Raw genomic sequence first — 26,493 nt, 5'->3', positions numbered from 1 at the left:
TAGTGATTTTGAAGCATTTGTAAAACAAATGCCTGATTTTGAGCTCGAGCCTAATAATTATGAAGGCATTCGTGTACAAACAAGTGGGGAAATACGGCTCTGGCTGGTTTTTACTTCGGATGAGCTTGCATGAACCGGTTATGCCGCTTAATATTGAAAGTGATACGAAAGGCGGCATTGACCTGATTTTAACGGATTTAAGACCGTTTTTCGAAGGGTATAAGGCCTTAAAATTTTAAAGAGGAAAAATCTTGAAGTGAATTCTTCAAGATTTTTTCGTTTCATGCTATGATAAAGGATGTGAAAAGAGGAGGAAGAATGATGCGGATTGGAATGCGGACATTAAAGACGGCTTTTGGTGCCACAGTTGCGATTATTCTAGCACAGTGGATTGGATTAGAATATGCCGTTTCAGCGGGTGTCATTACTATTTTAAGTGTTCAAAATACGAAGAAAGGCTCCATGCAGCTTGCGATTCAGCGCGTTTATTCGACCGTCATAGCGTTATCGATTTCGGCTATTTTATTTCTTATTATAGGATTTAATGCGATTAGTTTTGGCTTATATTTACTTTTATTTATTCCGCTCGCTGTGAGACTAAAAGTGACGGATGGAATTGTGGTTAGTTCGGTACTAGTCACGCATATATTAGTTGAACAATCTTTGTCCCTTTTTTGGTTTGTAAATGAAATGGCACTCATGGCGATTGGGGCAGGTATTGCGATTGTTTTAAACTTATATATGCCTAAACTGGACGAAAAACTTAAAGCGGACCAACAAAAAATTGAAGCTTTGATGCGTCAGATTTTATTTGCGATGTCACAGTGCTTAAAAAATGAAGTGCCATATGTAGACGGGGATGTACGTTTTGCGGAACTTAAAACGACATTATTTGCGATGCAAGCGGGAGCTACGCAAAATGTGGACAATTATTTTCTTAAAGAAACGCATTATTATGTGCAATATGTGGACATGCGTCTTGTACAGTACCGAGTGTTAACGCAGATGAGGCGGCATATTTCGGAATTTAAAGGGCAGAGCGAGGAACTTGCCCGTTTAACGGAAAAAACGGCGCTTGAGCTTTCGGAAGATAATCCAGCTGATTCACTTGTGGAGGAGATTACAAAACTCGTTCATGCTTTTCGTAAAAGTGAGCTGCCGAGTTCGCGAGCGGAATTCGAAAATCGTGCGATATTATTTCAATTTATGAATGATTTGCGTTATTTTCTTGAAACAAAGCGTGATTTCTATGTGGAATTTGGCATAGAGAATGAAAAGGTAAACGTTTAGTTCGCTAATGAGCGGGAACAGTGGTAAAAAAGTTTGCGGGAGGGTTTCACATGTATGCGATTATTGCCCTTTTTGATGAACCAACCGAGCAAAAGATTAAAGCGATTTGGTATGACCTTAAGCGCCGCGGAATGTCGAATTATGTAGACGATATGCGTCACCGGTTGCCGCACATTACGATAGCGACATATGAAAGTCTTCATCATCCGCAATTAGTGAATAAACTCATCCATTTTTATAAAGGGCAATATGAAATGAATGTGGAATTCCATGCCGTAGGTTCATTTCTTAAATCCGGCGTGGTCTTTCTAGCGCCCACTATTACAAAAGAACTGCTTGCGCTACACGAAAAGCATCATCTTATGTTTGATGATTACAACCATAACCCAGCCTCTCACTATTTGCCGGGAAAGTGGACACCACACACAACGCTCTCGAGTCATCTTGCGGCAGAAAAGTTGGGACATGTTTTTCAATATAGTGTCAAACTTGCGCCCATTAAAGGTAAGATTACAAGCATTGCGCTGATTGAGTCCATTCAAGGTAATCGTGTGGAAATTATTTTTCGTAAACGTTTAAAAAAAATCTAAAAAGACGGTGCTATGTTTAGCGCCGTCTTTTTAGATTATATAGCTACTTCTTCTGTTTTTTCTTCTTTTTCAAGTGAACCAGTGGCACGACTTGTGACGATTCCGGAAACCATGCTGTCACTTACATTTAATGCTGTTCGTCCCATATCGATAAGGGGCTCGATAGAAATTAATACGCCCGCAAGACCGACTGGTAAATTAAGTGCTGATAAGACGATGATAGCGGCAAAGGTAGCTCCGCCTCCAACGCCTGCAACTCCAAATGAGCTAATCGCTACAATGCCGACTACCGTTAAAATAAAGCTAATGGATGTAGGATCAATTCCAACAGTTGGGGCAATCATAATGGCCAGCATCGCAGGATAAATCGCGGCACAACCGTTTTGGCCAATGGAAAGACCAAATGACGCTGCGAAATTGGCGATTCCTGACGGGACACCAAGTTTTCTTTGTGTTTCAATATTGAGAGGTAAGGCTCCCGCGCTCGTTCTGGAAGTAAAAGCGAATGTTAAAACGGGGAGTGATTTTTTTATATACGTAATGGGGTTAACGCCTGCAATCGCTACAATCAGAAGGTGAATAATAAACATCGTAATAAGCGCAACATAAGAGGCGATAACGAAATTACCGAGTTTTAAAATGGCATTTGCGTCACTTGTTGCGACAGTGCTTGTCATAATCGCAAACACCCCGTACGGAGTTAAACGAAGAATAAGTTTTACAATACGAAGGACGATGGCAAAAATCGCATCAACACCACGGGAGAAAATTTCAGCTTCTTTCGGTTGCTTCCGTTTTACGCCAAGATAAGCGATTCCAATGAATGCCGCAAAAATGACAACAGCAATCGTAGAAGTGGACCTAGCGCCCGTCATATCAAGGAATGGGTTTGCTGGTAGCAATTCAAGAATTTTTTGCGGTAAGGTTAAATCTCCAATTTCAGCAAAACGATCTTGTAGTTCTTTACTACGTGCGATTTCAACGCTCCCTTGTGAAATATTATCCGCGTTTAAGTGGAAGAGAAGTGCTGAAATAATACCAATAACTGCGGCAATGGCAGCTGTTACAACTAGCGTACCAATAATCCAAATTCCAATTTTAGCCACATTGGTTTTTAATTCGAGGCGTGTAAAAGCTGTAATGATAGAGACCAAAATTAGTGGAATCGCAATCATTTGGAGGAATTTAACATAGCCTCCACCCACAATGCCAAGCCAGTCGGTAGTCTCTTTTGTGACGGTACTTTGCATGCCATATACAAATTGAAGAACAAATCCGGCTAAAATCCCAATGAAAAGGGCAAGTAAAACTCTTTTTGAAAAAGAAACATGACGCTTCTGTAAATAAATAAAAAGTCCGATAATAATTAAAGCAACAACTAAATTAAGTATAACCAAAAGTGTGTTCAATAGAATGCCTCCCTTTTAATTTATATAATTCCGATAAGAATTATTGGTATTAAGAATACAATGAAATAAAAAGGAAGTCAATCAAAATTTTTTTAAAAAAAAGCGAGCGCGGCAATTATTGCCGCGCTCGTTTTTATAAGTTAACTCGTGCGTTGTAGGATTTTTGAAGGGGGGAAGCCATAATGTTTTTTAAATAATTTACTAAAATAATAGGCATCATTATAGCCGACAAGTTTGGCGGCTTCTTTCACGGTAAACCGACCATCTTTTAGGAGAACAAAGGCTTTTTCCAGGCGTATTTTAATAAGGTAGTGGATGGGAGAGTCACCCGTTTCTTCTTTAAAAACACGCGAAATATAGGCAGGACTAATATACATCGTCTCGGATAAGGTGGATAAGGAAACATCTTCCGTGTGGTGTTTTTCCATGTAATGAATGATTTCGTTAACAATTTGTTGTTTTTCAAATTCTTCCATAGAAAGTTTTAAACCACTTGTTTGAATTTGTTCGGGCTCGGCTTCGCGTAAAATTTGGATGATGAGTTGCATAACATATGTTTTCAAAATTAAATCGTAGCCGGGATTTTCTTCGGACTTTTCCCGTAAAATCTCAGCACAAATAGGTAAAATTTTAGAATTTGTCTGGTTTCGACGTAACACAGTCTCTTTAAATGGAAATGTATTGCGCGGAAAACCAGCTAGTGTAAAATTACGAAAGCCAATATGAATTTGAATGTTTTTCATGCCGGATTCTGCGATATCAAAATGGCGGACGCCCGGATTTAGGACAAGCATATCGCCGCGATTTAAAATCACTTCACGTCCCTCAATATTATATTTCACATGCCCTTCGTAGATAATGGAAAGCTCGATAAAATCATGGTGGTGATTCTCGCCAATCCGGGGCTCATTTGTATAGCAATCGCCCACATAAAGAATTTGTGGATTAAACGTGTTGGTATCGATTTTAAGCATTTTTTTCCCTCCTTCAAATGAACCGCTTACATTTAGTCGTACATATCTCTATTCAATTATATAATATATTCCATCATGATGGGGAAGATTAACCATTCTTTTTTAATAAAATCGGTGTAAACTAAGTATTTGTATATCAAATGAAAAGGGTGTGAACGCATTTGAACAGCTTAAACTGGATTTGGCAATATATAAGGCCGTACCGGCTACGTTTATTTATCGCTCTTATTTTTATTCTTTTTGCCTCGCTAATTAGCGTTCTGTATCCGCTACTTGGTGGGAAACTGATTGATTTAGTGGTCTATCAACATAAAGACTCACTACTGATTCCTATTCTGCTCGTTATGATTGTCAGTACACTTATTCGTACGATTTTTCGTTATAGCTATCAAATTCTGTTTGAACGGATTGGACAAAATAGCTTATACCAAATTCGAGAAGACCTTTATCAAAAATTACAAGCCCTTGATTTTGATTTTTTTAATCATACACGGGTGGGCGATATTATGGCACGTATGACAGGGGATACGGACGCTATTCGTCATTTTATTTCGTGGGTTATTTATAACATTTTGGAAAATTTACTTCTCTTTATTTTTGCGATTGGCATTATGCTTACGATCGACTGGAAATTAACACTCGCACTCGTCCTCGTAACGCCACTTATTGCCTTATTTACGATATTAATGTCGAAAAGAGCACAACCCGCTTTTTATGAAATAAGAGAAAGTTTTGCGAGGCTCAATTCAATGGTGGAAGAAAACATCAGTGGAAATCGCGTCGTGAAAGCTTTTGCACGTGAAGACTACGAAATGGAAAAATTCCACAAACATAATCTTGATTTTAAAAAACGCAATATGGATTCTGCTGAGGTTTCGAAAAAATACTTGCCGGTTCTTGACTCACTTGCTGGTACACTGGCGATTATTACCCTTGTTCTCGGGGGATATTTTGTGATAAAAGGGCAAATGTCACTTGGAGACCTAGTCGCATTTAATGGCTTTTTATGGATGTTAAATGGTCCGATGCGAATGAGTGGCTGGCTAATCAATGATGCCCAGCGTTTTATTGCCTCTTCCTTTAAAATTCGCGATATGTTAAAAGCAGAATCTAAAATTCCATTACATGCAGAAAAGTTACCGCATACCATCGAAGGGTATGTAGAATTTCAAAATGTTTCTTTTCATTTTGAAGATGATCCCACGACGGATATTTTAAAAAACATTTCATTTCAAGTGAAACCAGGGCAAACACTTGCCATTTTAGGGGAAACAGGGTCAGGGAAATCTACGCTTGTCAATTTAATTTGCCGCTTTTACGATCCCACTTCCGGTCAAGTCAAAATTGACGGTGTGGATGCGAAAAAATGGCAAGCCCGCGAACTTCGGCAACATATTGCGACTGTTATGCAAGATATATTCTTATTTTCAGATACCATTGAAGGCAATATTGCATTTGGCGCGCCAGATGCTTCGATGGAAGATATTCGCCGTATGGCCCGAATTGCTGATGCGGATCATTTTATCGAAACGATGCCGGAGAGTTACGATACGATTGTTGGGGAGCGCGGCGTTGGTTTATCTGGAGGACAAAAACAACGAATTTCGCTTGCCCGCGCCTTACTCAAACAACCTTCCATTTTAATTTTAGATGATACAACGTCTGCTGTTGATATGGAGACAGAAGTGAAAATTCAAGAAGAATTAAAAAAAGTCACACACCAAATGACAACTTTTATTATTGCGCATCGTATTTCTTCTGTAAAAGATGCGGATGAAATTTTGATTTTAAGTCACGGGGAAATTATTGAACGTGGGAATCATGAGGAGCTCCTCGAAAAACAAGGTTATTATTATGAGATTTATCATAAACAACTAGGAACGGAGGTGGATCATAATGGCTAGAAATAAATTTGATGTCGATGAAGAGCTTGAGGAAGGCTTTAATGCCAGCCATTTAAAACGGATTTTTGTGTATATTAAACCATATCAAAAGCCAATTTATATCACACTTTTTGTCATTTTGCTTGCCAATATCGCGCAAATGGCGGGACCGTATTTAACGAAAATTGTCATTGACCAGACGATTCCAAATCAAGACTATACAGAACTTTTTTGGATAGCCGTTATTTTTATTTTATCCGTTGTGGTCACGGGGCTTTGCATGCGTTACCGGATTTTTTCCATCACCGTTATCGGTCAAGATATTTTAAAAGACATGCGTACCGCTATTTTTAGCCATTTACAAAAGCTACCATTTTCTTATTTTGATAGTCGCCCACATGGAAAAATTTTAATTCGCGTTGTTAACTATATTAATATGTTAAGCGACTTGCTTTCAAATGGGCTTATCAATTTAATTTCTGACATTTTAAGTGTTATTGTGACACTTGGCTTTATGTTCGCTATTGATCCTACGCTGACACTTTACAGTTTAGCGCTCGTGCCTGTATTATTTTTGATTGTTATGATTATTAAAACGGCACAACGTAAGGCATACCAAGTTTTAAGCAATAAAACATCCAATATGAACGCCTATATTCATGAAAGTATCGCAGGAATCAAGGTAACGCAAAGCTTTGCGCGTGAGGAAAAGAATTTTGAAATTTTCAGCGATGTGAGTGATGCCTACCGCGAGTCATGGATGAAAGCAGTTAAAATTCAGTTTTTACTCTGGCCAGGCGTACAAAATATTGCGGTGATGACAACATGTCTCATTTACTATGTTGGAATTCGGGGACTCGGCGTGGATGTTTCAACCGGGACGCTAATCGCGTTTGTCGGATATGTTGGGAATTTCTGGAATCCGGTCATTAATATCGGGAACTTTTATAATGCGCTCATCACAGCGACCACATACCTTGAACGCATATTTGAAACATTAGATGTGGAGCCGGACATTAAAGACTTGCCGCAAGCGAAAATCATGCAACCGATTAAAGGAAATGTCGATTTTAATCAGGTCTATTTTCGTTATGAAAAAGGGAAGGATATCTTGAAGGGCACCGATTTTCATGTAGAAGCTGGCGAATCGATTGCCCTTGTTGGACCAACAGGAGCCGGTAAAACAACCGTTATCAATTTGCTTAGCCGCTTTTATGATGTCAATGACGGTGAGATTTTAATTGACGGGGAAAATATTCGGGATGTCACGCTTCATTCACTAAGAAGTCAAATGGGCGTTATGTTACAAGATACCTTTATTTTTTCAGGAACCATTATTGAAAATATCCGTTACGGAAAATTAGATGCGACAGAAGAAGAGGTGATTCAAGCCGCCAAAATCGTCCGTGCGCATGATTTTATTAAAGATTTAAAAGATGGCTACCACACGGAAGTAAAAGAGCGGGGAAGTACACTTTCGGCAGGACAGCGCCAACTTATTTCCTTTGCGCGAACCTTACTTGCGAATCCGCGCATTTTAATTTTGGACGAGGCCACCTCAAGTATTGATACGAAAACGGAAGTATTATTACAAGAAGGTCTTGAGAAACTTTTAGAAGGGCGGACTTCCTTTATTATCGCTCACCGAATTTCCACTATTAAAAACAGCTCGCGTATTTTCTACATTGACAACGGGCAAGTACAGGAAGCAGGCAATCATGATGAGCTAATGGCGCAAAAAGGCTACTACTATCAGCTCTATCAAGCGCAGTTTGATTTGTTACAAGCCCTTTAGTTTTTGTCTAAAAAAAGCGTATGAAATGGCCATTTTAAAAATGGGTTTCATACGCTTTTTCATTATTTAGCGGAAGCTTCAAGCATTTTAGGAGCAAGAAGAACAGCTTGTGCGGCAGCTAAACGCGCAATTGGCACCCTAAACGGGGAACAGGAAACATATTGAAGACCAATTTCATGGAAAATTCGAACTGAAGCCGGATCACCCCCATGTTCGCCGCAAACCCCCATTTTCATATGCGGATTGGTTTTGCGCCCCTTTTTAATCGCCGTTTCAACAAGTAAGCGAACACCTTCATCAATCGTAGCAAACGGATCGGCCTTTAAAAGCCCGTTTTTCATATAGCTTGGAAGGAATTTCCCAACATCGTCCCTTGAAAAACCAAATGTGAGCTGTGTTAAATCATTTGTTCCAAAGCTGAAAAATTGCGCTTCTTTCGCGATTTCGTCCGCCACCATACAAGCTCTTGGAATTTCAATCATTGTACCAATGTCATAAGGCAAAATCATGCGTTCACGTTCAAAAATGTCTTGAACCGAAGCCTTAATCTCCTTTTTCACAAACATAAGCTCTTCCGCCGTTGCAATAAGAGGAATCATAATTTCGGGAAAGACAGAAATCCCTTCAGAAGACACGCTAACCGCACTTTCCATAATCGCCTCCGCCTGCATTTTATAAATTTCCGGATACGTAACAGCAAGTCTTGCACCGCGGTGACCGAGCATCGGGTTTGTCTCTACAAGCTCATGAACAACTTTTTCTATATCCCGTAAAGATTTCCCCATATCATGCGCTAAAAGTTCAAGTTCCTTTTTTTCTTTTGGTAAAAATTCATGGAGCGGTGGATCAAGTAAACGAATCGTGACCGGACGCCCCGCAGCAATTCTGAAAAGTTGAATGAAATCCTCTTTCTGCATCATTTTTAAATGGGCGAGCGCTTTATTTCGTTCCTCTGCGTTTTCCGAGACAATCATTTGGCGCACAAAACGAATACGTTCATCTTGGAAAAACATATGCTCCGTTCGACAAAGCCCAATGCCCTCTGCCCCAAAATGAATCCCCGTCTTAAAATCACTAGGAGTATCTGCATTGACACGAACAGTCAATTTTTTCACATCACTTACCCAATCCATGAGCTCATGGAAATGTTCCGACACTTCGGCTTCAGTCAATTTAATTTGCCCCACGTAAACATGACCACTTGTTCCATCAAGTGAAATAAAATCCCCCTCGCGGAGCGCTTGACCAGAAATGGTAGTGAGCGTCTTATCTTTTTCAGAAATAGTAATCTCTGCACAACCTGCAATACAGCATTTTCCCATTCCGCGTGCGACGACTGCGGCATGAGAGGTCATTCCACCATGTGCGGTCAAAATGGCTTCACTTTTTGCCATGCCTTCGATGTCCTCAGGAGACGTTTCGTTTCGGACTAAAATGACTTTTGTACCTAGTTCCACTTGTGAAACGGCACTGTTTGCATCAAAGTAAATTTGTCCGGAGGCAGCTCCTGGGCTAGCTGGGAGTCCGGTTGCAAGGACAACACTGCTCTCTAGTGCCTGCTTATCAAACGCAGGATGCAGCAATTGATCAAGCTGTTTGGGTTCAATACGCAAGATGGCTTCTTCTTTTGAAATCAGACCTTCATGAACGAGCGAAGTGGCCACTTTGACTGCTGCCTGAGTTGTTCGCTTTCCATTTCTGGTTTGTAAAATATACAGTTTTTCTTTTTCAATGGTAAATTCAATATCTTGCATATCCTTATAATGCGTTTCAAGGTCCGCACAAATAGTCATAAGTTCTTGGTAGACGGAAGGCATGACGGTCTCTAGGCTTGTGATATCTAGAGGCGTACGGATGCCAGCCACCACATCTTCCCCTTGTGCATTCATTAAAAACTCACCGAAGACTCGCTTTTCCCCAGTAGAAGGGTTTCGTGTAAAGGCAATGCCTGTGCCGCTTTTATCGCCTGTGTTACCGAAAACCATCGCCTGAATGTTGATAGCGGTTCCAAGATTAGGGTCAATATCATGTAAGCGACGATAAACGACAGCGCGAGGGTTCATCCAAGATTCAAAAACGGCATTAATGGAAAGTTTGAGCTGTGTGTAAGGGTCTTGTGGAAATTCTTTTCCGGTATGTTCTATGTAGAGGTTTTGGTAAGTCTCTGTTAGCTGTTCTAAATCTTCTGCGGTTAATTCTGTATCAAGTGTGTACTGTTTCTTTTTCTTTATGGCAGAAAGGGCTTCTTCAAATTTATAAGCCGGGATATGAAACACAACATCACCAAACATTTGAATAAAGCGGCGGTAAGAATCAAATGATGAGCGTTTATCGCCTGTTAATTTTGCAAGTCCGCGTACGGCTTGATCATTTAAACCGAGATTTAAAATCGTATCCATCATGCCTGGCATGGAAACCGGTGCACCAGAGCGTACGGAGACGAGAAGGGGATTTTCATTTGAACCAAATTGTTTACCTGTTTCCCTTTCCAGTTCAGAAAGATGGATTTGGATTTCATCCATGACGGGTTGAGGCAATTTTTTTTCATTTGCATTATAAGCATTAGACGCAGCGGTTGAGATGATAAAACCAGGCGGAACAGGTAGGCCGATATTTTTCATTTCGGCTAAATTGGCGCCTTTTCCTCCTAAAAGCGTTTTCATTTCTTTGGAACCTTCAGCAAATTGATAGACAAATTTTTCCACTTTTTCTCACCTCATAATTTACTTATTGGTAATGATTTCCTGGATTAGGGCTGCGGCTTCTTCAATGGCTTTATCTTCTACATGAATCACACGGCAATTTAATTTTTTAAAGGTTTCGTAGCCGTATTCGAGTTCCTCGGCAATGCGATTTTCGCTGGAATAATTGCTTAGTTCATCTAAACCCATGGATTTTAGGCGGACTTTTCGAATGCGTTCAAGTTTTTCAGGTGAGTTTGTAAGTCCGATAATGCGTGATGCAGGGATTTGGAACAGCTCTTCCGGTAGTGGTATCTCAGGCACTAGCGGTACATTTGCGACTTTAAAATTGGCATTAGCCAAATAACTACTAAGCGGTGTTTTACTTGTGCGCGAAACACCTACTAACACAATATCCGCTTCAAGTATCCCACGAGGATCTTTGCAGTCATCATACTTGACGGAAAACTCAATCGCCGCAATGCGGTCGAAATAAGCTTGGTCGAGGCGCCGCATATTTCCTGGATCTTCTTTTGACGATTTCCCCGTTTTCACTTCAATTTCGTGTGTTAAATTCGCGAGCAAATCGACATTCGGTATACCTTCTTTTTCACAAAAATTTCTTGAGGAAAGCGCAAGAGACGAATTTACGAGCGTCTGCACCACAATCCCGTCCGCTGTTTTCGCTTCAGCCAATGTTTCAAAAAGGGTTTTTTCATCACGAATAAAAGCGTGACGTCTAATTTCTGGTGTTTCCGCAAAGTCAAATTGTGCGGTCACTGCTCGGATGGTATGCTGTGCCGTTTCGCCGATAGCATCCGAGACTACGTAAATGATAAGTGGTTGTCCCATAATCTGCCTCCTTACGTTTTTTTCATTGTGTCCACAAATAATGTGACAATGTGTGATTTTGATATTTTTCCAATAATCTGGTTGTCAGATTTTGTAACCGGTAGCGAGTCAATTTCGTGCGTGACAAGCATATTCGCGGCATCTACGACAGAATCGTTTTTTTGTAAGGTTAAAATGTTTGGCATTCGCGTCATAATGGTCGCAATCGGAACCGAACGCGTATCGGAACCTGTAATAGCACTTTTTAGTAAATCTTTTCGGCTCACTAAACCAATCAAACGCGCCTCTTCTGCCACATAAAGGCTGCCCACATCTTCCAAAAAAAGCGTTACAATCGCATCATACACACTTGTCTCTTTTTTGACTAAAGTGGGTTTTGTCATAATCATATGAACGGCCATTTTACGAAGTTCCTCGTACCCGCCAGGATTTTCTTCAAGGCCAGAGTAAAAGTAGCCCACTTTCGGTCTCGCATCTAAAATACCAGTCATCGTTAAAACGGCTAAATCAGCCCGAATAGTCGCCCGCGTAAGATTTAAAAATGCCGCAATTTGATTGCCAGTAGCAGGTTCATTCGCTTTTACGAACGTCATAATCTCATGTTGTCTAGGTGTCAGTTGAATCGGAATCACATCCTTTGTTATAAGCTATATTCGCATTATATAGTATGACATATTTAAAATCAACTATTAAATATGTCATACTATATAAAATTGGTATATGAGGATTTGTCTTATTAAATAATCATATTATTAAACTGGTCTAGTTCACTAGAAAAGATTCAAGAAAATGGCAGGATTTGATGTTACAATGGGGATATAAATAAAATGTAAAGAAGGTGTGATTGATGGAAAAAAATCATAGTCATCACCACGATTTGCATAAGGAAGAGACGCATACGCATGATAAACATGCAGGGCATCATACGTCAGATTTTAAAAAGAAGTTTATCATTTCATTATTTTTAACACTTCCGCTTGTTGTGCTTTCTGCTGCGATACAAGATATTTTTAATTATCAACTAGTTTTCCCTGGTACAGACATCGTACAGCTGCTCCTTGCTTCGGTTTTATATTTTTATTGTGGTCTGCCGTTTTTAAAAGGGGCCGTTTCGGAAGTAAGGGACCACGCTATCGGAATGATGAGTTTAATTAGTGTAGCAATATCTGTGGCGTATTTTTATAGCGTGGCAACGGTTTTTGGTTTCCACGGTATGGATTTCTTTTGGGAATTAGGTACGCTGATTTCAATCATGTTACTCGGACACTGGCTTGAGATGCGTTCTATTATGGGGGCTTCAAAAGCGCTCAGTGCACTAGCAGAACTCATCCCTAAAAAAGCGATTAAGCTGGTGGGTGAAAAGCAAATAGAAGTTTCAATTAATGAAATCCAGCCAGGTGATAAGCTGCTTGTGCGCGCAAATGATAAAATTCCAACAGATGGTATCATTAGGAGCGGAGAGACACATATTGATGAGTCCATGCTTACGGGTGAATCACGACCAGTAAAACGGGTCATTAGTGATCCTGTTATTGGGGGTTCTATTAATGGGAACGGCACCATCACGATTCAGGTAACGGGTGTTGGAGATGAGTCTTATTTACAAACCGTCATTGACATTGTTCAAAATGCCCAAAATGCGAAATCTAGAACACAAAATCTAGCCGATCGCGCTGCCAAATGGCTAACCTATATTTCACTTGGCGCGGGTTTTTTAACTTTAGTGGTTTGGTTAGTGCTTGGCCGCGAACTTTCATTTGCCATTATGATGATGGTTGGGGTAATGGTTATTGCTTGTCCACATGCACTAGGACTTGCGATTCCACTTGTTGCGTCAAACTCCATTTCAAAAGTAGCCTCAAACGGCGTTTTAATACGCAACCGCACAGCCTTTGAAAATAGTGGCAAACTTACGACCGTTGTTTTTGATAAAACTGGTACACTCACTGTTGGAAATTTCACGGTCGTTCGCGTTTTGAGTCTTGTAGAAAATTATTCAAAAGAAGATGTCCTTAGACGCGTCACATCCCTTGAACAATTTTCAGAACACCCGATTGCCAGTGCGATTACGAATTACGGCAAGATGCATGAGGTAGAGAAGCATGATGTTTCGCATTTCGAATCTTTAACCGCAAAAGGGGTAAAAGGTGTCATAGAAGGTGAGGGAAATGCGGTTTTAAGTCCTAAAGCATTAGCCGATTTCAATTTATCCCCTAAAGAACAAGAAGAAACTGCAGCACGAACAGTCGTTTATCTAGTCATTTCAAGTGAACTTGTCGGGCAAGTGGAGCTAGCAGATGAGGTGCGGCAGGAATCGAAGCAGGCAGTGAAGGCGCTAAAAGACAATCACATCAAAGTATTTATGGCAACAGGAGATAATGCGCTTGTTGCCAAACAGGTGAGCGATGAACTTCAGCTTGACGGTTTTTTTGCAGAACTTAAGCCGGAAGAAAAGCTTCAAATTTTAACGGATTTACAAGCTAAGGGAGAATATGTGGCAATGGTTGGGGACGGCGTAAATGATGCCCCAGCACTTGCAACCGCAAATGTCGGTGTCGCAATTGGCAGCGGGACTGAAGTGGCCAATGAAGCGGCAGATATTATTTTGATTCAAAACAACCCAGAAGATGTATCTAAAGTCATTCTTTGGGGAAAATTAACGAAACGCAAGATGATGCAAAACTTGGCATGGGCCACTCTTTATAATGTCATTGCGATTCCAGTTGCGGCAGGCGTTTTATATCCCTTTATTTTACCACCTGCGATTAGTGCCGCGATAATGTCCCTAAGTACGATTATTGTGGCGATTAATGCCCAGTTATTATTGAAAGAAATAAAGTGAAGCGTAACAAAAGGGCCATTTCCGTTTGGAAATGGCCCTTTTTAAGTTTAGACATAGAATAAAACGCAAAAATACATGAAGGTGGTACCCGCGATTACAAATAAGTGCCAGATGGCATGCATATAGGGGATTTTAGGAAAACTATATAAGACGGCACCAATTGTAAACATAATGCCCCCTGTTGCTAGTAGCCAAAATCCTGCGGGGCTAAGGCCAGAATAAAGGGGTTTAATGCCGATTAAAACGATCCACCCCATGATGACATAAACGATGGTAGATAAAATGCGCCATTTTTCCAAAAAGAAGATTTTATACGTAATGCCGAGAATAGCGAGCCCCCATATAACTCCGAAAAGGGTCCAGCCGAGCGGGCCGCGTAATGTAATAAGGACGAAGGGGGTATATGTCCCTGCAATTAGTAAGTAAATAGCGGCATGGTCCATGATGTTAAAAATTTTACGTGCTTTACATGGTTTAAAGCTATGAAGAAGTGTGGAACAAAGATAAAGCAACATAAGGGAGATACCGTAAACGATGAAGCTCGTTAAATAAATGGGGTCATTTTTACTGACGCCAAATAAAATTAATAAAACAAAAGCGGGGATGCTAAGTAGAAAGCCGACTCCGTGTGTAATGGCATTGGCTAATTCTTCTTTAAAATTATAAGAAAGTGTATTCATTTTGTCACCTAACTTTTCTATATAGATACTCTTATCTTACGGCAAAAATGTGAGAATGAAAAGAGTTTTCTGAGATTTCATGAATATGACTATCCTAATCAGGAATTGCACGGTATAATAATTAGTATCAAGCGAAAATTGGATGTGATTGACAGAATGAGGAAAATTAAAATTATTACAGATTCAACAGCATGTATTTCAATAGAAGAACAAAATGAGTGGGGAATTGCTGTCTTACCTTTATCAGTAGAAGTAGACGGAGCGATTTATAACCCTTTAACGGACTTAACCCCCGAATCTTTCATGGAATTAATGGGAAATTCAAAAAACTTACCAAAGTCTTCTCAACCTGCTCTTGGGAGTTTTGTTGAGATGTATGAAAAGTATATTCAAGAAGGATACGACGTTTTATCCATCCACTTAACTGAAAAATTAAGTGGAACCGTGAATACGGCTCGACAAGCAGCGGAAATGGTAGAAGGGAATGTGACCGTTATTGATACGGATTATATTGCAAGAGGGCAAGCATTCCAAGTACTTGAAGCCGCTAAACTTGCTAAAGAGGGCCAGATGAGTATACAAGATATCACAAAACGTTTAACGGAAATTCGCTCCAAAACAAAACTTTATATTGTTGTTGTCACACTTGAGAATTTAGTTAAAGGTGGCAGAGTTGGGCGTGTGCAAGGTATTTTAGGTAGCCTTTTAAACATTAAATTAATTGCGCGGTTAAAAGATGGACAGCTTGAAGAAGAAGCAAAACTGCGTAGCAATAAAAAAATTATGACTTATTTATTAGATGTGATTAAAAAAGAATCTAAAAAAATTGTGGAATTAGATATTGAGCATGCTAACGGCTTAAAAATGGCAGAAGAATTTAAAGAACAGGCAATGGAACTGTTACATTTACCTAAAATGCCTATTTTTAACGCTGATCCGATTGTCTCTACACATGCAGGTAATGGCGCTTTTGCCGTTATGTACTATACTGAATAAAGTGAGTGAAGGTAACAGATGAAAAAGAAATGGCTTTGGCTAGTAGTAACCCTTTTCGTTATTGGAATAGGGGTCCTAGGCGGCATTTATTTAAAAGATTATATGGAACAACGCAAAATAGCCGAACAAACACCGATTACCCTTTTAGCCATGGGCGATTCCCTGACAGAAGGGGTTGGTGATGAAGATAAAGATGGTGGCTACGTCGGAATTTTAGAAAAAGAGCTAAAGAAAAATGAAGATGTGAGAAGCGTCAAAACTTACAATTATGGTGTTTCTGGCAACAGAATTGATCAGCTTTTAAAACGTTTGAAAAAAGAGGAAGATTTTCGCTCCGATTTAAAAAAAGCCAATGTTGTTACGATTACAATCGGGGGCAATGATGTTATGAAAATCTTACGTTCACGCTTACTTGAAGCCCAAGTAAGTGATTTTACGAAAGCGCAAAAAAAGTTTTCAAAAAGAACTCGTCACCCTCTTTTCTGAAATTCGGTCGCTAAATGCGGATGCGCCGATTTATTTAGTTGGCATTTATAATCCCTATACGACCTATTTTGGACAAATTAAGGAACTTGATACGATTATTTCAAACTGGAATAAAGGGTCTGAAAAAATTGTTGCCGGTGAAAAAGATGCGGTTTTTGTGCCGGTTGCAAAAGTCATTGAAAATCGTGAAAAGAAAAACAAAGATAAGCCAAATCCACTTCTTTCGGGTGATTATTTCCATCCCAATCACACCGGTTATGAGAAAATGGCAAATGAACTTTATAAGAAAATAAATCAAGCCATAGAAAACAAGGAAATTCCAAAATAAGAAAGGTGATCAGGTTGGAACGTAGCAAGCGAAAAGATGAGACGAAAGCGGATTTAAAACGGCAAATGAACTATTGGAAAATCATTTGTGTGGCTTTGCTTCTTATCATCGTAGGTTTTTTCATTTGGATTTATTTATCCATTTTCGTTTTAAGTCCGACAGAATCTGGAGGGCCTGCTTTAATTAGCAACCGAAAAACAGTTGAATTTCAAACGAGTACGACAAAAGCCGATTTAAATAAATTAATTGCCACTTACATTGATGATTTTACAAAAGATGAAGATATTGGGTATGATGTTTATGTAGGAAATACGGTGACATTTCAGGCGGAAGCAGAATTTTTTAACGAGCCTGTGCAATTAACACTTAAATTTTCCCCAAAAGTGGTGGATGATGGGAATGTTCTTTTAACTTTACAGAATTTATCTGTTGGCGCACTGCCGCTTCCGGTGTCTTCGGTTATGAGTTTTGTAAGTAAACAGTATAAATTTCCAAAGTGGGTCACCGTTATTCCGAAAGATAAAACGATTTACCTCGCACTAGATCGTTTAAAATTAAAGGGTGATACAAAAGTAAGGGCGGATGCTCTAAATTTGAAGAAAGACGATATTTCGTTTACACTTTTAGTACCAGTTAAATAATTTACTGGTAGGAAAGGGTGATTTTCGTTGACAGAAAAACATTTAGAGAAAGCAACATTTGCAGGTGGCTGTTTTTGGTGTATGGTGAAGCCGTTTGATACACAACCTGGTATCGAAAAAGTTATCTCCGGTTATACAGGCGGTCATACTGAAAATCCCACATACGAAGAAGTTTGCGGCGGGAAAACGGGGCATGCGGAAGCTGTTCAAATTACATTTGATCCGGAGGTCTTCCCTTATGATAAGCTACTTGATGTCTATTTTATGCAAACAGATCCGACTGATGCCTTTGGTCAATTTGTAGACCGCGGGGATTCTTATCGTCCTGCTATTTTTTATCATAGTGAAGAGCAAAAAAAAGCAGCGGAAAAAGCAAAAGCTGATTTAGAAAAAAGTGGTCGATTTAAAAAGCCCATTGTGACTGAAATTGTTCCTGCTGAAACGTTTTATCCGGCAGAAGGATATCATCAAGACTTTTATAAAAAAGATGCTGCCCATTACGAAGGATATCGCAAACATTCTGGACGTGACCAATTTATAAACTCACACTGGAAGGGATGAATAACATATGGATCAAGAAAAAAAACAAGCTCGTTTAAATGAACTTACAGATTTACAATATAAAGTAACACAGGAAAATGCAACGGAACGACCGTTTGAAAATGAATTTTATAATCATTTTGGTGATGGAATTTATGTGGACATTGTATCTGGAAAACCACTATTTTCTTCAAAGGATCAATACGATGCAGGCTGTGGTTGGCCGAGTTTTACTAAACCCATCGATCAAACTGAAATTAAAGAAGAATTTGACGCAACACACGGCATGCGCCGCACAGAAGTTCGCTCTAAAGAAGCAGACTCTCATTTAGGTCACGTCTTTTCAGATGGCCCAAGAGAAAGCGGCGGCTTACGTTATTGTATCAATTCGGCTGCGCTACGCTTTATTCCTGTAGAAGATTTAGAAAAAGAAGGTTACGGCGCATATAAAAATCAATTTTAATAAAAAAGAAGGCTCTTTAGATGGTTTAAAGGGCCTTTTAAAGGAGAGATGTTTATGAAAGTAGCAATTATCGGACTCGGTGGAATTGCTCAAAAAGCCTATTTACCTGTTTTTGCCGAAATGGAAAATGTTGAAATTCATTTATACACCCGAAATTCAGCTAAATTAAAGCAGCTTAGTGATAAATATCGTTTCTCATATATTCATCAATCGATTGATTCTCTCATCGCATCAGGAATTGAAGCGGCATTTGTACATAGTTCAACAGCAAGCCATGCGGAAATTGTACGGCAATTGATCGTCCACCAAATTCCCGTATATGTGGATAAGCCTATTTCTGATCATATTGAAGAAGCGCGTGAATTAACCAAACTTGCGAAAGAACAAAATACAATTCTAATGACAGGCTTTAACCGCCGTTTTGTCCCTTACTATCAACAACTTCATGAACAAAAAAATACGAATATGATTGTCATTCAAAAAAATCGCCCCAACCAGCCAAGTGAGGCGCGAACCTTTATTTATGACGATTTCATCCATGTTGTCGATTCAGTTCGTTTTCTTTTGGATGAAAAAATTCAATCTTTTGATGTTCACGGAACGTTTGAAGGGGAACTGCTTGCTAGTGTGACGGTACAATTTACGGGCGAAACAAAGGTGGCCACGGCTATCATGAACCGAGTGAGCGGTGTGAGCGAAGAAAAAGCTGAAATAATGTCTAAAGACGGTAAATGGACAGTCTCCAATTTGAGCGACCTCACCATTCAAGAAGGTATCGAATCACGCCTAGTGCGCCATCCTGACTGGGAAAATACGCTTAAAAAACGCGGTTTCGCTCAAATTATCCATGCATTTTTAGAAGCCGTTCGAAATGGCACTAAGGAGCCTATTTCAAAAGATGATGCGCTTTTCACACATGAAATTTGCGAAGAAATTCTTCAAAAACTTACTCAAAAATAAAGACCGTTTTTAAATTTAACTTTACCTTTCTAAAAAAATCCTCTATAGTAAAACTTGAAAAACGAGTTGGAGGGAACAAAGTTGGGACGATCTTTTTATCATTTTTTAATGACTTACCGAGATCCGGTGAAGCATGATTCAAAAACAAATTTTGCCAATGCCGCTTATAAAGATCATAGTTTTCCAAAGCAAGCAAAGAACTATCATATTTTAAGTGATTATTTGGAGCTAAATGCCCCTTATTTAAATGGCATGGCGACTTTTGATGAGCTTTTTGATGAATATATGCTAGATGAAGAAAAAAATCGCTAAGGAGGAATGAAAATGAGTATACATATTGCAGCAAAACCAGGCGAAATCGCAGAAACCATTTTATTGCCAGGAGATCCACTACGTGCGAAACATATTGCAGAGAAATTTTTAGAAAATCCGATTTTATTTAATGATGTACGTGGGATGCTTGGTTATACAGGAACATATCAAGGTGAAAAAGTATCCGTTATGGGAACTGGAATGGGCGTACCATCTATTTCCATTTATGTTAATGAACTTATTCAAAGTTATGAGGTACAAAACCTAATTCGCGTTGGTACAATGGGTGGTATGCAAAAGGATGTAAAAGTGCGTGATGTGGTCATCGCCCAAGCAGCTTCGACTGACTCCCAAATGAATCGTAATACATTCTCTGGCGTTGATTTTGCTCCAGTTGCAGATTTTAGCTTACTGAAAAAGGCGTATGATGCAGGGGTTCAAAAAGGGTTGTCAATCAAAGTAGGAAATGTCTTTTCTTCGGACCGTTTTTATAATGATGAACTTGATAAACAGAAATTAGCTGATTACGGGGTTCTTGGTATTGAAATGGAAACGGCGGCTCTTTATACACTTGCACAAAAATATAATCGTCGTGCGCTAGCTATTTTAACGGTTAGCGACCATATTTTTACTGGGGAAGAAACAACCGCGCTTGAACGCCAGACTACTTTTGATGATATGATTGAAGTGGCATTACTTTCTGCGCGGTAAATAAAGATACTATCTGGGGGCATTGTGTAGTATTAGAAAGGTTGATTGTTTGACATGAATACACTGATTGGAGTGGCGCTCGCCGTATGTCTTTCGGTTGTGCAAACCATTCAAGATGTTGACTCCCCGAGCCAAGCGAGTACAGAAACGAAACAAGTTTCACAAAATACGGAGCTCGAAAAGTTAAAAGAAAATCCACTTTATCCTTTTATTGATAAACAAAATCAAACAAAAGTTGAAAATGGCATGACATATATCGTCAATGAAGACAATCTTTTAATTTTAGCAAATAAAAAATATTTGATGCAGAAAACATATATTCCGGCTGATTTAGTTGTCCCTAATGTCGCCTTCTCTTTTGGAGACACAACTATCGAAAAAGCACATATGCGTGAGGCGGCTGCTCGGGGCCTTGAAAAAATGTTTCAAGGGGCAAAATCTTCGGGCTATGAACTATATGCGGTATCAGGTTATCGTTCTTATAAACGACAACAAGAAGTGTTTGATGCGGAGGTAGCGGCTAAAGGAGATGCTAAGGCTCGTGAAGCTGTGGCTTATCCCGGTACTAGCGAGCATCAAACGGGGCTCGCGATGGATATCTCTTCTAAAAGTCAGGATTTTAATTTAACAGAAAGTTTTGGAACCACGAAAGAAGGTAAATGGGCGAAAGAAAATGCCCATAAATATGGTTTTATTTTACGCTATCCGGCTGGGAAAGAAGCGATTACGGAGTATCAATATGAATCTTGGCATTTCCGTTATGTCGGGGAAGAAGCGGCCACTATTATCTATCAAAATAATTGGACGCTTGAAGAGTTTTTTGATCATGTGAAAGCATTAGATAAAAAGGTTCAACAAGCTGAAGCGAAATCTTAAAGGAATCATGACTAGGTCATGATTCTTTTTTTTTAAAACAAAACACTTGCTTTTATACCTAAGGGGGGTATAATAGAGGTTGTAAAGAGGAAAAGGAGGGGCCTAAATGGATATGGACAAACCGATTGTGCCACGTGAGGCAGAAGAAACGAAACAAATTTTAAATCGTCTTAAACGAGTGGAAGGACAAATTCGCGGTATTCAACAAATGGTTCAAGATGATAGATATTGTACAGATATTCTCGTGCAAATTTCTGCTGCCAACTCAGCACTTAAAAAAGTAGGACTCGAAGTGCTTGAGCATCATACGAAACATTGTGTGATGGATGCGGCAAGTAAAGGCGACGGGGATGCTGTAATAGATGATTTAGTTCAAACCATACGCCAATTTTCGAAAACATAAAAAGGAGCGTTTAACATGGAGGGAAAATATATCAGACAAGATTTAAATATATTCGGTATGACTTGTGCCGCCTGTTCTTCTCGCGTTGAAAAATCATTAAATAAGGCAGAGGGAGTTAGCCAAGCAAATGTTAATTTAGTAACCGAGAGTGCAGCTGTTTATTTTGATTCAGAAGTGATTTCAAAAGATGATTTGATTGGTGTGGTAAAACATGCCGGATACGATGCTAAAGAAAAAATGTCAAAGGCAGAAAAAGATGAAATTTTAGCCAAAAACTTTCGAAAAGAAGTATGGCGGTTTGTGATTTCAGCAATTTTATCATTACCGCTTCTTCTGACTATGATTTCACATATTCCAGGGCTTGCTGATTCAAGCTTTTCGCATAGTCTAATGGGTATCATTACCCCAACGGTACAACTTATTTTAGCAAGTATTGTGCAGTTTATTATCGGTTATCGCTTTTATGATGGTGCTTATAAGGCGCTTCGGGGGGAAAAGTGCCAATATGGATGTACTTGTTGCCTTAGGAACGAGTGCGGCCTATTTTTATAGTCTTGTGGAATATATTCGCCAAATGCTCGGACAAACGACTGCACCACATTATTATTTTGAAACGAGTGCGATTTTAATTACACTCATTTTGCTTGGGAAGCTGCTTGAAAGCTATGCAACTTCACGAACAACAGAATCGATAGCCGGTTTATTAAAACTCCAATCCAAAGAAGCAAATGTATTACGTGACGGAAAAGAATGGAAAGTGCCACTTGAGGAACTACGATTAGATGATATTTTGGTCATTAGACCGGGCGAAAAAATACCCATGGATGGTATTATTATCTCTGGGGAAACCAGCATTGATGAATCCATGATTTCTGGAGAGCCTGTTCCAGTGAATAAAAAAATTGGCGATGATGTCATTGGAGGAACCATAAATTTCGACGGTGCTTTACAAGTGCGCGTTACAAAAAGAATGGAAGAGACTGTCCTTCAATCTATTATTCGTTTAGTAGAAGAAGCACAGGGAATTAAAGCGCCCATCCAACGAATTGCAGATAAAATTTCGGGTATTTTTGTTCCTATTGTATTAGGTATTGCGCTTGTTGTCTTTCTAATTTGGTTACTGGCATTTGGTGAGCTGAACGGGGCGCTTGAAGTGGCTATTGCCGTTTTAGTTATTGCCTGTCCGTGTGCACTCGGCTTAGCAACACCAACAGCAATCATGGCTGGAACAGGTACAGGAGCTGAAAATGGTATTTTATTCAAAGGCGGAGAACATTTGGAGCGGACCTCGAAAGTAGATACGGTTATTTTTGATAAAACAGGTACCTTAACAGAAGGAAAATTAAAAGTAACAGATATTTATTCGGTCGATGAACGTTTTGCTACCTATGCGCTGGCGATAGAATCGCAAAGTGAACATCCTATTGCGTCAGCTATTAAGCGAAAACTAACGGAAGATGGCGTGAAGGTAGGCGACCTTGAAATCGGACGCGTTCGTGCTAAAGCGGGGCATGGGATGTCAAGCGTTGTTGAAAATCAAAAAGTCACGCTAGGCTCTTATCGCTTTATTCAGGCGACGACGCCACTTTCTGCTGATGAAGAGGCACAAATTCAATCCTTTATGCAAGAAGGAAAGACCATCGTATTAATGGCGATTGACGGTGTTTTTGCGGGTGCGTTTGCGTTATCTGACGTCGCTCGAAAAGAGGCTTTTGAGGCGATTAAACGGTTGCAAAAGCAAGGAATTAAAACCTATGTATCATCTGGGGACCAGTCCGTTGTAGTTCAAAATATGGCAAATGCGCTTCAATTAGATGGCTTTTTTGCCGAACAACTTCCCGGGGATAAAAGTGAGTTAGTCGTTAAACTGCAAAATGAGGGACATGTCGTGGCCTTTGTTGGCGATGGTATAAATGATGCCCCTGCGCTTGCAGCATCCGATGTGGGAATCAGTATTGGAACAGGGACAGATATTGCAATTGAAACTGGCGATGTGACACTCGTCGGTCACCGTCTAACCCTTATCCCAGATACAATTGCACTTAGTAGAGCGACCATGCGAAACATTAGACAAAATTTCTTTTGGGCGTTAGCCTATAATTGTGCAGGAATTCCAGTAGCGGCATTTGGACTACTCGCGCCTTGGGTTGCTGGACTTGCGATGGCCTTTAGTTCAGTCTCTGTTGTGAGTAATGCGCTACGGTTAAAAAGATATAAATTTAAAAATTAGGAGGAAATAAAATTGGAAAATAACGTATTAGAAATTGAAGGTATGAGTTGCGGTCATTGCAAAGCACGTGTTGAAAAAGCTTTAAGTGAATTAGACGGGGTATCAAATGTTGAAGTTTCTTTAGAAGAGGCTACAGCTACTGTTCAATTTGATGCTTCTAAAGTATCTCTGGCCCAGTTAGCAGACGCTGTTTCAGAAGCCGGATATGAAGTTGTTTAAATAAGAAAAATAGTCAAGCATCTATCAAATGGTAGATGCTTGATTATTTTTTGACCTTATTACAATTATTACAATAGAAAAGGATACCAATCGAGTAAAAAAACTGTTAAAATGAAAAAGTTAAGGTGTAGAGTAAGCCTTTGATACATAAAGAAAGTGGTGAAAGTGGATGGATCAAAATCAACAACAGGATGAAAATAACATAAAAAAACAAAAGCCTGGTCATGGCTATATTAAAATAAAAACATTTCCGTTTATCATGCTTTTATTTGCTTTTGTATTTGTAACGGCACTTGTTACAACAATTGTCATGTCACTTGGAGATGATAAACAAGTAAAAGTTTCCATTCCGGAACGAAAAGAATTTACAAAATTATATGAAGCATATGATGAAATTACAAAAAACTTTTATCAAGATACGAAGTCCACTAATTTAGTTGATGGTGCTATCACTGGTATGATTAATTCATTAGATGATCCATACTCCACTTTTATGTCCCAAAAAGAATCGGCTGACTTTAATGACTCCATCAGCTCTAGCTTTGAAGGCGTTGGCGCAGAAATTCAAGAGCAAGATGGTAATATTATGGTTGTCTCACCTATAAAAAATTCTCCTGCCGAAAAAGCGGGTATTAAGCCTAAAGATATTATTTTAAAAGTGGATGGTAAATCTGTAAAAGGTGATACGGCAACAGAAGCAACGAAGAAAATTCGCGGGGAAAAAGGAACAAAAGTGACCTTAACGATTCAGCGAGCAGGTGTTGATAAACCATTTGATGTGGCAATTACTCGGGCGGAAATTCCAATCGAGACGGTCTATAAAGAAATGGGCGATGATAAGTTAGCGCACGTCACTATTAGCACTTTTTCTGAAAAACTTCTGATGAACTTTTAAAAGCATTGAAAGAATTAGACAAAGACGGCATGAAAGGTCTTGTTTTAGATTTACGAGGGAACCCAGGTGGTTTGCTTGATCAAGCCGTAAATATTGCAAGTATGTTTGTGCCTGATGGAAAAGTAGTTGTTCAAGAGGAAAATAAAGCTGGTGAAAAATCAGCCATTACAGCGGATAGCTCGGTAAATGATGGGTATAAAGTCAAAGTACCAACAACTATTTTAGTGGATAATGGGAGTGCGAGTGCCTCAGAAATCTTAGCAGCCGCCGCCCGTGAATCAGGTGATATTAAAATTGTTGGAACGAAATCTTTCGGTAAAGGAACAGTACAAACCGCTAAAACGATGGAAGATGGTTCAACGATTAAACTAACTGTTGCGAAATGGCTAACACCAAACGGCACATGGATTAATAAAAAAGGAATTACGCCTGATAAAGTAATCAGCATGCCTGATTACGCGACAGCAACAATTCCTTCAAACAGTAAAAAATATACGATTAATGATTTTGGCGATGATGTTTTAACTATCGAAGAACTTTTAAAAGCACTAGATTATAATGTGGGGGATGTCGATGGACTTTACACAATCGATACAGCCTATGCTGTTCAGCGTTTCCAACGCGATAATAATTTAGAAGAAACAGGTGTTATGACTGGAAAAACAACGGATAAATTAGTCGAACTCGTTCAAAAACACCTAAAAGAAAACGATCCGCAGTTAAAAGCAGCCATGAATATGGTGAAGTAGAGGAATTTTGAGGAGGATATTTAGTGGATAACTATTTAGAAATTGAAACAGCCATAAAAAGAGTATTCAGCAGTTTTCGCCATGATATCAAATCCGTTTTAAATCATACTATGAGTGGGGGGGAGTACCGAGTTTTAAGCTTAATCGCAAGTGGTGTGAATAAAACCAGTGATTTAGCTAAAAAATTAGAAGTCTCAGCGAGCCATATCACATCCCTTACAGATGCGCTTGTCGCTCGTTCACTCATCACACGCGAACGCTCTAGTCAAGATCGCCGTATTATTGAGCTTTCACTTACAAAAGAGGCAGAGCATTATGTAAAAGAAATAAGTGAAAAGAAGCGTGAACTCATTATAAACCGGTTTTCCGTTTTTACCCCAGAAGAACAAAAAGAATTTAAACGTTTGTTAAAAAAATTAAGCCGATTCTATTTGATAGTAAAACTCAACGTTTACGCAAAACAAAATGACGCACGTCAAAAAACCTTATTCAGAATGAATAAGGTTTTTTTGTTGGGAAAATCTTGCCTTTTTAAAATGTATTCGCTATACTAATATAAAAGTTTCCTTGAGGAAACTTTTAGCTCTAAGCTAAAATTATTAGTTTTAATAAAAAGGAGGCTGTCATGTATATTTCAAATTTAACGGTCTACTATAAGGAAAAGCGCGTATTAGACCATATTCATATG

22 protein-coding genes and 4 pseudogenes are annotated in these 26,493 nt (G+C 39.3%); 20 read left to right on the top strand and 6 right to left on the bottom strand.

Features of this window, described 5'->3' with window-relative positions; genetic code table 11:
* Nucleotides 1-59: 59 nt before the first annotated feature.
* From LFLEISCH_RS15305 to LFLEISCH_RS11295, 3 genes are all read left to right on the top strand, one after another.
* Nucleotides 60-239: a hypothetical protein gene (locus tag LFLEISCH_RS15305; protein WP_149022060.1), complete on the top strand. Its 180-nt coding sequence runs from the start codon at nucleotides 60-62 to the stop codon at nucleotides 237-239.
* Nucleotides 240-321: 82 nt separating this feature from the next.
* Entirely contained in the window at nucleotides 322-1,290 is a 969-nt protein-coding gene (locus LFLEISCH_RS11300; protein WP_007476599.1) for an aromatic acid exporter family protein, read from the top strand.
* 50 nt (nucleotides 1,291-1,340) lie between these two features.
* The gene (locus LFLEISCH_RS11295; RefSeq protein ID WP_007476596.1) at nucleotides 1,341-1,880 is read left to right on the top strand and encodes a 2'-5' RNA ligase family protein; all 540 of its coding nucleotides are present in this window, start codon (nucleotides 1,341-1,343) and stop codon (nucleotides 1,878-1,880) included.
* Nucleotides 1,881-1,915: 35 nt separating this feature from the next.
* Here LFLEISCH_RS11295 and LFLEISCH_RS11290 read toward each other — a convergent pair whose 3' ends face one another.
* The gene (locus tag LFLEISCH_RS11290; protein WP_007476594.1) at nucleotides 1,916-3,289 is read right to left on the bottom strand and encodes an L-cystine transporter; all 1,374 of its coding nucleotides are present in this window, start codon (nucleotides 3,287-3,289) and stop codon (nucleotides 1,916-1,918) included.
* Between the two features lie 140 nt (nucleotides 3,290-3,429).
* Nucleotides 3,430-4,263, bottom strand: a complete 834-nt coding sequence (locus LFLEISCH_RS11285; protein ID WP_007476592.1) for an AraC family transcriptional regulator — start codon at nucleotides 4,261-4,263, stop codon at nucleotides 3,430-3,432.
* Nucleotides 4,264-4,424: 161 nt separating this feature from the next.
* On the opposite strand from LFLEISCH_RS11285, the gene LFLEISCH_RS11280 reads away from it, so the two are divergent.
* Both LFLEISCH_RS11280 and LFLEISCH_RS11275 read left to right on the top strand, forming a co-directional pair.
* Nucleotides 4,425-6,167, top strand: coding sequence for an ABC transporter ATP-binding protein (locus LFLEISCH_RS11280; RefSeq protein ID WP_007476591.1), 1,743 nt, complete (start codon nucleotides 4,425-4,427; stop codon nucleotides 6,165-6,167).
* On the top strand, nucleotides 6,160-7,941 hold the full coding sequence (locus tag LFLEISCH_RS11275; protein WP_007476590.1) for an ABC transporter ATP-binding protein: 1,782 nt from the start codon (nucleotides 6,160-6,162) through the stop codon (nucleotides 7,939-7,941). The genes LFLEISCH_RS11280 and LFLEISCH_RS11275 overlap by 8 nt, the downstream gene beginning before the upstream one ends.
* A 62-nt stretch (nucleotides 7,942-8,003) precedes the next feature.
* Here the strand turns inward: LFLEISCH_RS11275 and ppdK are convergent, their stop codons facing one another.
* Genes ppdK through ccpN form a run of 3 tightly spaced genes read right to left on the bottom strand, consistent with a single transcriptional unit; the run spans nucleotide 8,004 to nucleotide 12,106 of the window.
* Complete coding sequence (ppdK, locus tag LFLEISCH_RS11270) at nucleotides 8,004-10,646, bottom strand: pyruvate, phosphate dikinase (RefSeq protein ID WP_007476589.1); 2,643 nt, start codon at nucleotides 10,644-10,646, stop codon at nucleotides 8,004-8,006.
* A gap of 18 nt (nucleotides 10,647-10,664) precedes the next feature.
* Nucleotides 10,665-11,474, bottom strand: a complete 810-nt coding sequence (locus LFLEISCH_RS11265) for a pyruvate, water dikinase regulatory protein (protein WP_007476588.1) — start codon at nucleotides 11,472-11,474, stop codon at nucleotides 10,665-10,667.
* 11 nt (nucleotides 11,475-11,485) lie between these two features.
* Nucleotides 11,486-12,106: a transcriptional regulator CcpN gene (gene ccpN, locus LFLEISCH_RS11260; RefSeq protein WP_223196417.1), complete on the bottom strand. Its 621-nt coding sequence runs from the start codon at nucleotides 12,104-12,106 to the stop codon at nucleotides 11,486-11,488.
* A gap of 215 nt (nucleotides 12,107-12,321) precedes the next feature.
* Between ccpN and LFLEISCH_RS11255 the strand changes: the two genes are divergently transcribed.
* Nucleotides 12,322-14,316: a heavy metal translocating P-type ATPase gene (locus tag LFLEISCH_RS11255; RefSeq protein ID WP_007476585.1), complete on the top strand. Its 1,995-nt coding sequence runs from the start codon at nucleotides 12,322-12,324 to the stop codon at nucleotides 14,314-14,316.
* A gap of 47 nt (nucleotides 14,317-14,363) precedes the next feature.
* On the opposite strand, the gene trhA is transcribed toward LFLEISCH_RS11255, so the two are convergent.
* Nucleotides 14,364-14,996, bottom strand: coding sequence for a PAQR family membrane homeostasis protein TrhA (trhA, locus tag LFLEISCH_RS11250; RefSeq protein ID WP_007476583.1), 633 nt, complete (start codon nucleotides 14,994-14,996; stop codon nucleotides 14,364-14,366).
* Nucleotides 14,997-15,152: 156 nt separating this feature from the next.
* Here trhA and LFLEISCH_RS11245 point away from each other — a divergent pair, with 156 nt between their 5' ends.
* From LFLEISCH_RS11245 to LFLEISCH_RS11180, 14 genes and pseudogenes are all read left to right on the top strand, one after another.
* Complete coding sequence (locus tag LFLEISCH_RS11245) at nucleotides 15,153-15,992, top strand: DegV family protein (RefSeq protein ID WP_007476580.1); 840 nt, start codon at nucleotides 15,153-15,155, stop codon at nucleotides 15,990-15,992.
* 18 nt (nucleotides 15,993-16,010) lie between these two features.
* Nucleotides 16,011-16,806: pseudogene (locus LFLEISCH_RS16390) on the top strand (SGNH/GDSL hydrolase family protein).
* 65 nt (nucleotides 16,807-16,871) lie between these two features.
* Nucleotides 16,872-17,447 carry a YpmS family protein gene (locus tag LFLEISCH_RS11235; RefSeq protein WP_174269992.1) on the top strand — a complete coding sequence of 192 codons (576 nt, stop codon included), beginning with the start codon at nucleotides 16,872-16,874 and terminating at the stop codon, nucleotides 17,445-17,447.
* A gap of 27 nt (nucleotides 17,448-17,474) precedes the next feature.
* Nucleotides 17,475-18,008 (top strand): peptide-methionine (S)-S-oxide reductase MsrA, encoded by a 534-nt coding sequence (msrA, locus tag LFLEISCH_RS11230; protein ID WP_007476573.1) that lies wholly within the window; start codon nucleotides 17,475-17,477, stop codon nucleotides 18,006-18,008.
* Nucleotides 18,009-18,015: 7 nt separating this feature from the next.
* Complete coding sequence (gene msrB / locus LFLEISCH_RS11225) at nucleotides 18,016-18,450, top strand: peptide-methionine (R)-S-oxide reductase MsrB (RefSeq protein WP_007476571.1); 435 nt, start codon at nucleotides 18,016-18,018, stop codon at nucleotides 18,448-18,450.
* Between the two features lie 54 nt (nucleotides 18,451-18,504).
* Nucleotides 18,505-19,410: a Gfo/Idh/MocA family protein gene (locus LFLEISCH_RS11220; RefSeq protein ID WP_007476570.1), complete on the top strand. Its 906-nt coding sequence runs from the start codon at nucleotides 18,505-18,507 to the stop codon at nucleotides 19,408-19,410.
* Between the two features lie 81 nt (nucleotides 19,411-19,491).
* A complete protein-coding gene (locus LFLEISCH_RS11215) occupies nucleotides 19,492-19,722 on the top strand; it encodes a YozE family protein (RefSeq protein WP_007476568.1) in 231 nt (76 codons plus the stop codon).
* 12 nt (nucleotides 19,723-19,734) lie between these two features.
* Nucleotides 19,735-20,433 (top strand): purine-nucleoside phosphorylase, encoded by a 699-nt coding sequence (gene deoD, locus LFLEISCH_RS11210; RefSeq protein ID WP_007476566.1) that lies wholly within the window; start codon nucleotides 19,735-19,737, stop codon nucleotides 20,431-20,433.
* Between the two features lie 54 nt (nucleotides 20,434-20,487).
* Nucleotides 20,488-21,309, top strand: a complete 822-nt coding sequence (locus LFLEISCH_RS11205; protein ID WP_007476565.1) for a M15 family metallopeptidase — start codon at nucleotides 20,488-20,490, stop codon at nucleotides 21,307-21,309.
* Between the two features lie 106 nt (nucleotides 21,310-21,415).
* Nucleotides 21,416-21,712, top strand: a complete 297-nt coding sequence (locus LFLEISCH_RS11200) for a metal-sensing transcriptional repressor (protein WP_007476562.1) — start codon at nucleotides 21,416-21,418, stop codon at nucleotides 21,710-21,712.
* 15 nt (nucleotides 21,713-21,727) lie between these two features.
* Nucleotides 21,728-23,942 (top strand): annotated as a pseudogene (locus tag LFLEISCH_RS11195) (heavy metal translocating P-type ATPase).
* A gap of 12 nt (nucleotides 23,943-23,954) precedes the next feature.
* Nucleotides 23,955-24,161 carry a heavy-metal-associated domain-containing protein gene (locus tag LFLEISCH_RS11190; protein WP_007476560.1) on the top strand — a complete coding sequence of 69 codons (207 nt, stop codon included), beginning with the start codon at nucleotides 23,955-23,957 and terminating at the stop codon, nucleotides 24,159-24,161.
* Nucleotides 24,162-24,330: 169 nt separating this feature from the next.
* Nucleotides 24,331-25,805, top strand: a pseudogene (locus tag LFLEISCH_RS11185) (lmo1851 family serine protease).
* Between the two features lie 23 nt (nucleotides 25,806-25,828).
* Nucleotides 25,829-26,227 (top strand): annotated as a pseudogene (locus tag LFLEISCH_RS11180) (MarR family winged helix-turn-helix transcriptional regulator); the annotation flags it as partial.
* Nucleotides 26,228-26,493: the final 266 nt, after the last annotated feature.

The sequence above is a fragment of the Listeria fleischmannii subsp. fleischmannii LU2006-1 genome, from assembly GCF_000344175.1.
Lineage (GTDB): Bacteria > Bacillota > Bacilli > Lactobacillales > Listeriaceae > Listeria > Listeria fleischmannii.
This window is presented reverse-complemented; position numbering and strand designations above follow the sequence as displayed.

What these genes read in the sequence shown, in the direction of transcription:
- LFLEISCH_RS15305 (WP_149022060.1), top strand. Translation starts at nt 60, where the DNA reads ATGAAGGCATTCGTGTACAAACAAGTGGGGAAATACGGCTCTGGCTGG.
- LFLEISCH_RS11300 (WP_007476599.1), top strand. Translation starts at nt 322, where the DNA reads ATGCGGATTGGAATGCGGACATTAAAGACGGCTTTTGGTGCCACAGTT.
- LFLEISCH_RS11295 (WP_007476596.1), top strand. Translation starts at nt 1,341, where the DNA reads ATGTATGCGATTATTGCCCTTTTTGATGAACCAACCGAGCAAAAGATT.
- LFLEISCH_RS11285 (WP_007476592.1), bottom strand. Translation starts at nt 4,263, where the DNA reads ATGCTTAAAATCGATACCAACACGTTTAATCCACAAATTCTTTATGTG.
- LFLEISCH_RS11275 (WP_007476590.1), top strand. Translation starts at nt 6,160, where the DNA reads ATGGCTAGAAATAAATTTGATGTCGATGAAGAGCTTGAGGAAGGCTTT.
- LFLEISCH_RS11265 (WP_007476588.1), bottom strand. Translation starts at nt 11,474, where the DNA reads ATGGGACAACCACTTATCATTTACGTAGTCTCGGATGCTATCGGCGAA.
- LFLEISCH_RS11255 (WP_007476585.1), top strand. Translation starts at nt 12,322, where the DNA reads ATGGAAAAAAATCATAGTCATCACCACGATTTGCATAAGGAAGAGACG.
- trhA (WP_007476583.1), bottom strand. Translation starts at nt 14,996, where the DNA reads ATGAATACACTTTCTTATAATTTTAAAGAAGAATTAGCCAATGCCATT.
- LFLEISCH_RS11245 (WP_007476580.1), top strand. Translation starts at nt 15,153, where the DNA reads ATGAGGAAAATTAAAATTATTACAGATTCAACAGCATGTATTTCAATA.
- LFLEISCH_RS11235 (WP_174269992.1), top strand. Translation starts at nt 16,872, where the DNA reads ATGAACTATTGGAAAATCATTTGTGTGGCTTTGCTTCTTATCATCGTA.
- msrB (WP_007476571.1), top strand. Translation starts at nt 18,016, where the DNA reads ATGGATCAAGAAAAAAAACAAGCTCGTTTAAATGAACTTACAGATTTA.
- LFLEISCH_RS11220 (WP_007476570.1), top strand. Translation starts at nt 18,505, where the DNA reads ATGAAAGTAGCAATTATCGGACTCGGTGGAATTGCTCAAAAAGCCTAT.
- deoD (WP_007476566.1), top strand. Translation starts at nt 19,735, where the DNA reads ATGAGTATACATATTGCAGCAAAACCAGGCGAAATCGCAGAAACCATT.
- LFLEISCH_RS11205 (WP_007476565.1), top strand. Translation starts at nt 20,488, where the DNA reads ATGAATACACTGATTGGAGTGGCGCTCGCCGTATGTCTTTCGGTTGTG.
- LFLEISCH_RS11200 (WP_007476562.1), top strand. Translation starts at nt 21,416, where the DNA reads ATGGATATGGACAAACCGATTGTGCCACGTGAGGCAGAAGAAACGAAA.